A 10,357-nucleotide genomic window follows, 5' to 3' on the forward strand; every position below is an offset into this window, starting at 1 on the left:
ATAAACGCAGATAATTTCAGGGTGTTTTCCGATTTTTGCAATTCAAGTCTAATATCTCGCTGCTCTGAATCAAAGTCGATATTGTCTGTAGGCTTGACTTGCGGCTCGGTGTAGCAGCGAATGTCGGTAAACTAACCCGTTGGTATCATCGCAATAGCCGCCGCCAATCACGCAGGCTACGGGATATCCACCTGCTAAACAGGCTATCAAAACTTGCATTTCCCGACGAAATAAGCCCGTGTCAGTTAAAGCTAATTTTCCTAGTTTGTCACCTTGATGGGGGTCAACTCCGGCATCGTACAAAACTAAATCGGGCTTGAGAGCCGAGAGTAAATCTGGTAAATATTTATCCAAGGTTTGTAAATATTCGTCGTCCTCCATACCGACAGGCAAAGCTACATCTAGATCGCCTTTTTGTTTGGTACCTGGAAAATTTACCTCGCAGTGCATTGAGAAAGTAAAAACACTGCTGTCCTCTTGAAAAATGACGGCGGTTCCGTCTCCTTGGTGCACGTCTAAGTCTACAATTAAAACTTGGCGAACTAAACCCATTTTTTGCAAGACGCGAGAGGCGATCGCCAAATCATTAAAAATACAAAAGCCCGACCCAAAAGCAGGGAAGGCGTGATGAGTTCCGCCTGCTGTATTGCAAGCCAAACCGCATTCTAAAGCGAGCTTTGCAGTTAGTACCGTCCCTGCAACCGCAGTGCAAGTGCGGTTGACAAGGGCCGGACTCCAAGGCAGACCAATTCGTCGAGTCGCTTTGGCATCGAGCGTCCCGTTGCAGTAAGCTTGAACGTAGTCGCGGTCGTGGACTAATTCAATCCATTGTGGAGGGGGAAGTTCCGGAGCGTGAAATTGCGATCGATCTGCTACCCCGTCGGCGAGCAGCATCTGGTAAAGCATCCGGAACTTTGCCATCGGGAAGCGGTGATCCGGGGGCAGGGGTGCAACGTAATCTTCGTGGTAGATAATTGGTAAGTCCATTAAGATTATTGTAGAAGATTGAATCTTTAATTAACAACCTGCAATTTCAAATTTAAATTCGCTGGAGAACCTCTATATGCAACTAAAAACAGTATGGCAGTCCGGCAGCAACGATCCTGAAAATGCTGAAAAATTCGATCGTATCAGTCAGTGGTGGCGAAACCTCAACGGCAAAGAAATTAGCTGGGTAGAGCGACTGATTCCGCAAATCGGCGGGATCAGCGAAATTCACTGGCAACCGCAGCGTTTTGACGAAACATTTGTGATACTGAATCCTAAAATTAGCGAGGAGACTCTGTATTGGTACACATCCAATTCTCCCGTCCAACGTAACAACACAGTTCAAAAACTAGAATTAGACAACCTGCAACAGCACTTATACATCTATCCTCAGTTAGAATCTGAACTGGTGATTCGCATAGCAATTTCCGAAGTTAAATATCAAACACTGGAACTGAACAATCCAGAAATTGCCTTGGGGGAAGATAATATTCTGCTGTTATGGCAGCCTGACCGAGAACTTGAAATTAAAATCTCCCTCAGCAATGAAAATCTTGCTAAACTTAAGGAATTGCTGGCTTAGAAAAGACCGAGAACAGAGTTTGTAATGCCTGCTCGGGGTGCGTGCCAGTCGATCTATAATTTTAGTTAGCTATAAATTTCTTAAGGCTTACGTGCGAGTGCGTCGCAACCAAGCTTTTTCAGAGCAACACACAGGTTGCAGCCCGAAGCAAGAGTAAAAAACCCAGTTTGTTAGTTTCGGGGCGTGCATCCGGGCGAGTATCTCTGCTACAACCCTTTGAAGGTAGCAGCAGAATTTCAAGAAGTTTGGGTAATTGTCCTGCGACTTTTCACCCTAAACTCAACCAAAAAAACAGTTTCTATGACATCTACCAGGTTGTACAAAAATTCACAGTTTGCACCTATTGAAAAGAGTTCAACCATTTTCGACTAAAGATTTGGGATCAAAGAATTTGCCATGACTTACTGAGTCAAAAGGTTTGGAGTTTGCCGACAGTTGCATTGTGTTTTTGAAAGTGGCATTAACAAACGCGGTTGTCAAAATTCCGAATTGCCTGAGTCATAATTTTGGGGAATATTCCTTGTGAATGGTGTTAGCAATAACAGCTATTTTGACTAACAAAAAAGGAAGAGTCGCGGTTAAGTTAAATGGTAAATTTCAGATCGCAAAAGTTAATTAAATATTATAGCCTGCGTTTCTCAATGATTTACAGACTAAAAGCAATCTTTTCTTGGGTAAATAATAAAGTTAAATAAAAGACATTTTGTGGCACATCCAATTTTTCATTTCATGGAAAAGTACCTCTGCTGCTAACAGTTAAAAAGAAAAATGGCAAGACAAAAAATGGCTATTGACAAAAAAAGCATTCAAATCTTGATTATTGATGACCAGCCTAACAACCTCCGGTTTATATCAAATATATTGACGAAAGAGGGGTATAAAGTTCAGCGGGCGATTTCTGGCGAAATGGCGTTAAATGCTAGATGGGCTGTGATGCCTGACTTGATTTTGTTAGATATTGCTATGCCAAAAATGAATGGGTACGAAGTCTGCGAAAGACTGAAATTTAACGAAACTACTTGCGAAATTCCGGTTATTTTTTTGAGTATTTTTACTGATACTATTTCCAAAGTAAAAGCTTTTGAAGTCGGCGGTGTTGACTATATTACTAAGCCCTTTCAAGTCGAAGAATTTTTAGTGCGGATTGAAAGTCAATTGACGATACAACAGCTATCGAAACAATTAAAACAGCAGAATGCCGAACTGCAACGAGAGGTTGAATTTAGGAAGCAGACAGAACAAGCACTTCGGGAAAGCAAAGCGCGGTTGCAGAAATTGGCGGTCAATATTCCAGGAGTTATTTATCAATTTGTCAAGAATTCGGAGGAAATTTTTAAATTTGAGTATGTCAGTTATGCCTGTAGGGAAATTTACGAATTAGATAGTGAAAAAATATTAGCAAATCCTGAGTTGTGTTTCAATCAAAATTATAGTGATGACAGAGAATTTCTGGAAAATAAAATTGCTATTAGCGCTCGAACTTTAGAACCGTTTGCTTTTGAATGGCGGATTATTACTCCGTCAGGAAAACTCAAATGGCTGCAATCTAATTCTCGACCGGAAATGCGCGATAATGGCGATATAGTTTGGTATGGCGTGCTTTTTGATATCAGCGATCGCAAGCAAGCAGAAATAGAGACGGCGGTGGCAAAAGCTGCTTTAGAACGGCAAGTTCAGCGAGAATTGCTGATTGCCAAAATAACTCAACAAATTCGATCTAGCTTGGAGCCCGAACAAATATTTGAAATAGCTGCAACTCAAATCGGTCAGGCATTCTGCGCCAATCGCTGTTTGATTCATACTTACGTTACTACTCCTCAAGTGGATATTCCTCTGGCGGCTGAGTATCTAGAACCCGAGTGCGAATCGATTCGCCTGGTACCGATTCCGATTTGGGGCAATCCTCACGTGGTACAAATGATGATCCAAGATCAGGCTATAGCCTCTAACAATGTTTACTCGGAGCCTCTTTTACAAGCTGTTCTACCGATTTGTCGCCGGGTTGGGTTGAAATCGATGCTGGCAATTCGCACTTCGTACCAAGGTAAGGCAAATGGGGCTATTTGCTTGCACCAGTGCGATCGCTACCGCGAATGGACGAAAGATGAAATCGACTTGTTAGAAGCTGTGGCGGCTCAACTAGGAATCGCCATCGCTCAAGCTAAATTGATCGATCGAGAAAAAAAGCGACTTCAGCAGCTCGATCGTCAAAATAAACAGTTACAAGCAGAAATTCGCACCCGCATCCGCGCTGAGCAAGCTTTGCAAGAATCTGAAGCTGAATTGCGGGCGATTTTTGCCGCCATGACTGACATAGTTTTAGTGAGAAATGCAGACGGGCGCTGCATCAAAATCGCCCCGACTGCTGCGGCGAATTTGGTGAAACCTGCAAGGGAAATGATTAATAGAACCACCCATGAAGTTTTGCCAGAACCTGTGGCAGATTTGCTATTAAATGCCATCCAACAAGTTCTGAAAACTAAGCAAAGCATCAATGTTGAATATAGTTATACACTCGCAGAGCGCGAAGTTTGGCTCGACGCTAAAATTTCTGTGCTTTCTGCTGAATCAGTAATTATCGTAGCGCGAGATATTAGCGATCGAAAACTTGCAGAATCTGCACTGCGAGAAAGCCAGCACTTCATTCAGGCGATCGCCGATTCCAATCCCAACCTATTGTATGTTTACGATTTAGTAGAACAGCGGAATGTTTACAGCAACCGCCAAATTGCGGTGATGCTCGGCTACACCGCCCGAGAAATACAAGATATGGGTACAGCAATGATGTCAACTCTGCTCAACCCGGAAGATTTACCAGAGTTTTGGGAAAGCGTCAAAAAAGTGGAGCGAGCCAAAGATGGCGATGTGATTGAATGTGAATATCGAATGAAACACAAAAACGGCGAATGGCGGTGGATGCACAGTTGGGATACCGTATTTCTCCGAACAAGTGACGGTAAACCCAAACAACTTTTGGGCACGGCTAATGATATCACAGACAGCAAATTAGCCCAAGAAAAACTGCTAGCATCGCAGCAAAGAATCTCATTTTTATTGCAGCAAACGCCGATCGCAGTGATCGAGTTAAACCTCAATTTAGAGATTATCACGTGGAATCCGGCGGCGTCCGCGATTTTCGGCTACAGCGAGCAAGAAGCCATAGGTGGAGTCGCCCCGGATTTGATCGTACCTGAAAGCTACCGCTCCTCTGCATCGGAGATTTTCAATCAGGGCTTGAGGGACAAATCCAGCGGCATTTCCCAAAATTTGACCAAAGACGGCAGAATTATCATCTGCGAGTGGTACAATACTCAACTAATTGACCAAAACGGCACAGCAATCGGTACGGCTTCAATGGCTGTAGATATTACCGAACGCAAGCAAGCAGAAACCGAGCTGCAAGAAAGTGCTTTGCGGCAAAGAGCGATCGCCCGCATCATTGAAAGAATGCGGCAAACTTTAGATATCCGAGACATTTTTCACGCTACAACCCGAGAATTGCGCCAAACCATGAAATGCGATCGAGTCGCTCTTTACCGTTTCAATCCTGACTGGAGCGGCGAATTTGTAGCAGAATCAGTTGACAGCAACTGGGTGTCTTTCATCCAAGAACAGCAAATAGATTTTAACTTGACAGAAGGCGCTTTAGAAAGCGAAAATTGCCTCGGCAACAAATTTGATAGCACTTCACAAGAAGTACGCGATACCTATTTGCAAGAAACCAGAGGCGGAGCCTACAGCAGAGGAAAAAATTACCTTTGTGTCCCAGACATTTATAAGCAGGGCTTCGATGATTGTTACATCCAACTATTAGAAAGATTTCAAGCAAAATCCTACATTACGGTGCCAATTTTCTGCGGTGAAACACTTTGGGGACTGCTAGCATCTTATCAAAATTCTGCCCCCCGCCAGTGGAGCGAAGCTGAAATCAACGTTGCAGTTCATGTCGGCACTCAGCTAGGAGTAGCATTGCAGCAAGCCGAATTGCTCGCCCGCACTCAAAGGCAATCAATGGAATTGCTTAAATCCAAAGAAAACGCCGAAGTTGCCAACCGCGCCAAAAGCCAATTTCTCGCTTCCATGAGCCACGAACTGCGCACGCCTCTCAACGCCATTCTCGGTTTTTCTCAAGTCATGGCTCGCAACATTTCGATCACGGCAGAACAAAAAGAATACATAGAAATTATCAACCGCAGCGGCGAACACTTGCTGGAACTGATCAATGATGTTTTGTCAATGTCCAAAATAGAAGCAGGTGAAATTAGTATCAATGAAAGCCGCTTCAACCTCTACAACCTTCTCAACAGCCTCAGAGAAATGCTGCAACTAAAAGCCAACTCAAAAGGTCTGCATTTAATATTTGAAAACCTGGGGGAATTGCCGCAGTATATTGAAACAGACGAAGCTAAATTGAGGCAAGTTTTAATTAACCTGCTCGGCAATGCGATTAAATTTACCCAACACGGAACTGTTACTTTGCGCGTCAGCAGCCAAGCAGAACAGAAGGCTGAATCACAAAATAAATCTCAATTACATTTTGAAATTGCCGACACTGGCCCCGGGATTTGTCCGTCGGAAATCCCCACATTATTCAAGCCCTTCGTACAAACGGAAACTGGTCGAAAATCGATGCAGGGAACCGGGCTAGGATTGCCGATCAGCCAACAGTTCGTCCGCATTATGGGAGGTGATATTGCTGTTGAAAGTCAACTTGCTCAAGGCACAACTTTCACGTTTAATATCCAGGTTAACTTGGTAACAAAAAGTGACGAACAAGAAAAATCGCCTGCTAAACAAGTTATTGCTTTAGAAGCCGGACAGCCAACTTATCGGATATTAATAGTTGAAGATGTAGCGGAAAATCGCCAACTGCTGCTTCAGATCCTCGCACCGCTGGGATTTGAAGTCTCGGAAGCAACTAACGGTGAAGAAGGAATTGCTTTGCAGTCAACTTGGAAGCCGCACCTGATCTTAATGGATATGCTGATGCCAGTGATGGACGGGTACGAAGCAACCAGACTGATCAAGCAAACTCCAGAAGGTAAAGAAACAATAATTATCGCCCTGACTGCTAGTGCTTTTGAGGAGCAGCAGCACATAATTTTGTCGGCTGGTTGTGATGATTTGATCTGTAAACCGTTTCGGGAAGAGGTACTATTTGAAAAAATAGCGCATCACCTGAACCTGCGTTATATTTATGAGGAAGAAAATTCATTTACTTCAGGTTCTGCACCGCTACTGCTGAAAAATTTGACCGCCGAGGATTTGAGTGTAATGCCCACAGACTGGGTGGTGGATTTGTACCGAGCAGCAATTTGCGTAGACGACAACCGCATCCTCGGACTGATCGAGCAAATTCCCGAAACAGAGGCAAATCTTGCTAACGCCTTAACAGATTTAGTCGATAATTTTCGGATAGATATCATTATTGATTTGACTCAATTATATTATGATGAACGACCATCAATTACCAGCGACTCCTAGAGACATTCTGATCGTTGACGATATGCCGGACAATTTGCGACTTTTATCGACTATGCTCGCAGCCCACGGGTATCAAGTCAGGAAGGCAATTAACGGACAACTGGCTCTGCAAGCGGCACAAATGTCTCCTCCCGATCTAATTTTACTAGATATTAATATGCCGAAAATGAACGGCTATCAAGTTTGTGAAAATTTAAAAAAAATTGAAAATACTAAAGATATTCCGGTGATTTTCATTAGTGCGCTAGATGACGTGATGGAAAAAGTTAAAGCTTTTCAAGTCGGAGGAGTAGATTATATTACTAAGCCGTTTCAAGTAGAAGAAGTCTTGGCGCGAGTCCAAAACCAACTTTCGCTTCGTTTGCTGCAATCGAAACTGCAACAGCAAGCAAGAGAATTGCACGATCGCAATTCGAGATTGCAAGCAGAAATCGCCGAACGACAGCGGGCCCAAGAATCAGTCAGGTTTTTGCTGGAAACGACGCGGGCGATCGGTGAAGCTGTAGACTTTCACTCAGCTTTAGAAGTAGTTCTGCACCAAGTCGGCGAAACAATCGGGTGGGATGTAGGAGAAGCTTGGATTCCCGATGCAGAAGGAACTGTGCTGCAATCTGCCCGGGGCTGGTATGCGAGTAACACCAGCATGGAATCGTTCCGCACCCAAAGCAAACAAATGACATTTCCCATGAATATAGGGCTGCCGGGACGAGTTTGGGCATCCAAGCAACCGGAATGGCTAGAAGATATTTCCCGGGGCTACCCACATTTTATCCGAAGTGAAATAGCACTATCTCTGGGATTCAAAGCTGGTTTTGGGGTGCCAATTTTGGTAGGCGATGAAGTATTGGCAGTGCTAGTTTTCTTTAAGAATTCGGTGTGTTCCAAAGACGCGCGTTTTATCGATGTTTTTAATGCTGTAGGCACTCAATTAGGTTCTTTAATTCAGCGCAAACAAGCAGAAGAATCGCTGCGGATTGCTGAAGAAAGATATCACAGCATTGTCGAAAATGCGATGGAAGGCATTTTTCAAAGCAGTCCTTCAGGACGTTATCTCAGCGCTAATCCAGCTTTGGCAAAATTGTACGGTTACGACTCGCCAACAGAACTGATGTCCTGCATTCAAGATATTTCTCAGCAACTGTACGTTAACCCGCAACGCCGCCTAGAATTTGTGATGGCTATGGATGCAGAAAATGCCGTTTCGGGGTTTGAATCTATGGTATGCCGCAAAGACGGGAGCCGGATTTGGGTGTCAGAAAATGTCCGGGCTGTTCGGGATACAAAAGGTGAGCTGATGTACTACGAGGGGACTGTTTCTGATATCACAGAACGCAAATCAGCGCAAGAAGCCCTGAAATTTGAGCAGGAACAAAGCGAGAAGTTGCTGTTAAATATTTTGCCGAAACCAATAGCAGAACGTTTGAAGGCCCAGCAAACTACAATTGCTGATAGTTTTGCCGATGTCAGTGTTTTATTTGCTGATATTGTTGGCTTTACTGAGCTGTCGGCGAGAATGTCTCCGACGGAACTGGTAAAGCGATTGAACGTGATTTTTTCTCATTTCGATCAGTTAGCTGAAAAGTACGGTGTGGAGAAAATTAAAACTATTGGTGATGCTTATATGGTAGTCGGGGGATTGCCGACGCCGAGAGACGATCACGCCGAGGCGATCGCCCAAATGGCTTTGGGAATGCAGGCAAAAATAGCCAAGTTGTCGGCCGAGACAGGCGAAAAACTGGCAATTCGCGTCGGCATCAATTCCGGGCCGGTAGTGGCGGGAGTGATTGGTGTGAGCAAGTTTACTTACGATTTGTGGGGAGATACGGTGAATGTGGCGGCGAGGATGGAAGTTACAGGTTTTGCAGGCAGCATTCAAGTTACTGACGTTACTTATGAGCTTTTGAAAGATAAGTATTTGTTGGAGAAACGAGGCTTGATTCCGGTAAAAGGTAAGGGCGATATGATGACTTATTGGTTATTAGAAAAAATTAGTCCGTTGACAGTTGACAGTTGACAGTTGACAGTTGGTAGTTGACAGTTGGTAGTTGACCGCTTGACAGCAGCGAGTAGTCGTTGGTAATTGGGAATGGAGAATTGATCGTAATGTTCTTGTGCGACGTTGCTCCGATCGGCATCCCGGAACAGAATTGTGCTGGTATGATGAAAGTAGTTAACGAAAATTTACATTTAAAGCCGTGACTGCACAAGAGCTAGTATCTGCAACGAGTTTAGAAAAACTAATTTGGACTTGGAAAGGTCACAAAATCCAATATACCGTCCAAGGCACCGGCCGCCCTCTGATCTTGATTCACGGATTTGGGGCTTCGATCGGACATTGGCGGCAAAATATCCCCGCACTCGCCGCCGGCGGCTACCGGGTATTTGCGCTGGACTTGTTGGGATTTGGTGCTTCTGGCAAACCAGCCCTCGATTACACCCTAGAATTGTGGGAAGAATTGCTGACAGATTTCTGGACAGATTTGGTACAGGAACCGGCGGTATTTGTCGGAAATTCGATCGGCGCTTTGCTGAGTTTGATGGTAGTCGCCAACCATCCAGAAATATCAGCCGGGGGTGTGTTAATCAACTGTGCTGGCGGACTCAACCACCGTCCAGAAGAACTTAGTTTTCCGCTGGGATTAGTGATGGGGACTTTTGCTAAATTAGTTCGATCGCCCATCATTGGCCCGTTTGTGTTCAACAACATCCGCCAAAAACACCGCATCCGCAACACCCTGCGCCAAGTCTACAGCAACCGCGAAGCCATCACCGACGAACTCGTAGAACTGCTGCACGCCCCCTCCTGCGAGCCCGGAGCTCAACAAGTATTCGCGTCCATTCTCACAGCCCCAGCAGGCCCTCAACCGTCAGAATTGCTGCCAAAAGTCGATCGTCCGTTACTGGTACTTTGGGGCGCAGACGACCCCTGGACGCCGATCGCCGGTAGCCAGATTTATCAAGAATTGGCCGCTAGTGGTAAACCCGTGAAATTTGTGTCAATTCCCAACACCGGCCACTGTCCCCACGACGAGCGGCCCTTTGAAGTCAATCATCTGATTTTGGATTGGATGCGGGAATTCAACTAACATTTTTCTGGTGAATGCGGAGGTCGGGCGATCGAGCAAAACCCTTGCCTTGCCAAGGTTCTGCCTCGCTCAATCCCACCGGCATTCGCGCGATCGCTTTCCTCAAAAAAAACTTTTGTAAAAAGTATTGACACATTTGAGCGAGTTAGCTATATTGATGGACGTGTGAGGAGCGAACCAGAAAAAGCACCGAGACGAAACACGGCCAGTCGTCGGT

The 10,357-nt window shown here is 44.9% G+C and carries 6 protein-coding genes; 4 read left to right on the forward strand and 2 right to left on the reverse strand.

The annotated features are described in order from the left end of the window. Positions 1-69 precede the first annotated feature (69 nt). A complete protein-coding gene (locus QT974_RS24000) occupies positions 70-987 on the reverse strand; it encodes a histone deacetylase family protein (RefSeq protein ID WP_333470924.1) in 918 nt (305 codons plus the stop codon). A 76-nt stretch (positions 988-1,063) separates the two neighbouring features. Between QT974_RS24000 and QT974_RS24005 the strand changes: the two genes are divergently transcribed. The 4 genes from QT974_RS24005 (at position 1,064) to QT974_RS24020 (ending at position 10,140) form a co-directional block, all read left to right on the forward strand. Continuing rightward, complete coding sequence (locus tag QT974_RS24005; protein ID WP_333470925.1) at positions 1,064-1,570, forward strand: hypothetical protein; 507 nt, start codon at positions 1,064-1,066, stop codon at positions 1,568-1,570. Positions 1,571-2,338: 768 nt separating this feature from the next. After that, positions 2,339-7,054, forward strand: coding sequence for a response regulator (locus tag QT974_RS24010; RefSeq protein WP_333470926.1), 4,716 nt, complete (start codon positions 2,339-2,341; stop codon positions 7,052-7,054). After that, positions 7,020-9,068 carry an adenylate/guanylate cyclase domain-containing protein gene (locus QT974_RS24015; RefSeq protein WP_333470927.1) on the forward strand — a complete coding sequence of 683 codons (2,049 nt, stop codon included), beginning with the start codon at positions 7,020-7,022 and terminating at the stop codon, positions 9,066-9,068. Before QT974_RS24010 ends, QT974_RS24015 begins: the two co-directional genes overlap by 35 nt. Before the next feature lie 181 nt (positions 9,069-9,249). Continuing rightward, a complete protein-coding gene (locus tag QT974_RS24020) occupies positions 9,250-10,140 on the forward strand; it encodes an alpha/beta fold hydrolase (protein WP_333470928.1) in 891 nt (296 codons plus the stop codon). On the opposite strand, the gene QT974_RS24025 is transcribed toward QT974_RS24020, so the two are convergent. Beyond that, a complete protein-coding gene (locus QT974_RS24025; RefSeq protein WP_333470929.1) occupies positions 10,133-10,276 on the reverse strand; it encodes a hypothetical protein in 144 nt (47 codons plus the stop codon). The genes QT974_RS24020 and QT974_RS24025 overlap by 8 nt on opposite strands. Positions 10,277-10,357 lie beyond the last annotated feature (81 nt).

Origin of the sequence: Microcoleus sp. BM001215392 (assembly GCF_036700185.1) — a bacterium.
Taxonomy (GTDB): Bacteria; Cyanobacteriota; Cyanobacteriia; order Cyanobacteriales; family Microcoleaceae; genus Microcoleus.

Excerpts from the sequence above, each read along its gene's own strand:
- QT974_RS24000 (WP_333470924.1), bottom strand. The coding sequence starts at position 987 with ATGGACTTACCAATTATCTACCACGAAGATTACGTTGCACCCCTGCCC.
- QT974_RS24005 (WP_333470925.1), top strand. The coding sequence starts at position 1,064 with ATGCAACTAAAAACAGTATGGCAGTCCGGCAGCAACGATCCTGAAAAT.
- QT974_RS24010 (WP_333470926.1), top strand. The coding sequence starts at position 2,339 with ATGGCAAGACAAAAAATGGCTATTGACAAAAAAAGCATTCAAATCTTG.
- QT974_RS24015 (WP_333470927.1), top strand. The coding sequence starts at position 7,020 with ATGATGAACGACCATCAATTACCAGCGACTCCTAGAGACATTCTGATC.
- QT974_RS24025 (WP_333470929.1), bottom strand. The coding sequence starts at position 10,276 with ATGTGTCAATACTTTTTACAAAAGTTTTTTTTGAGGAAAGCGATCGCG.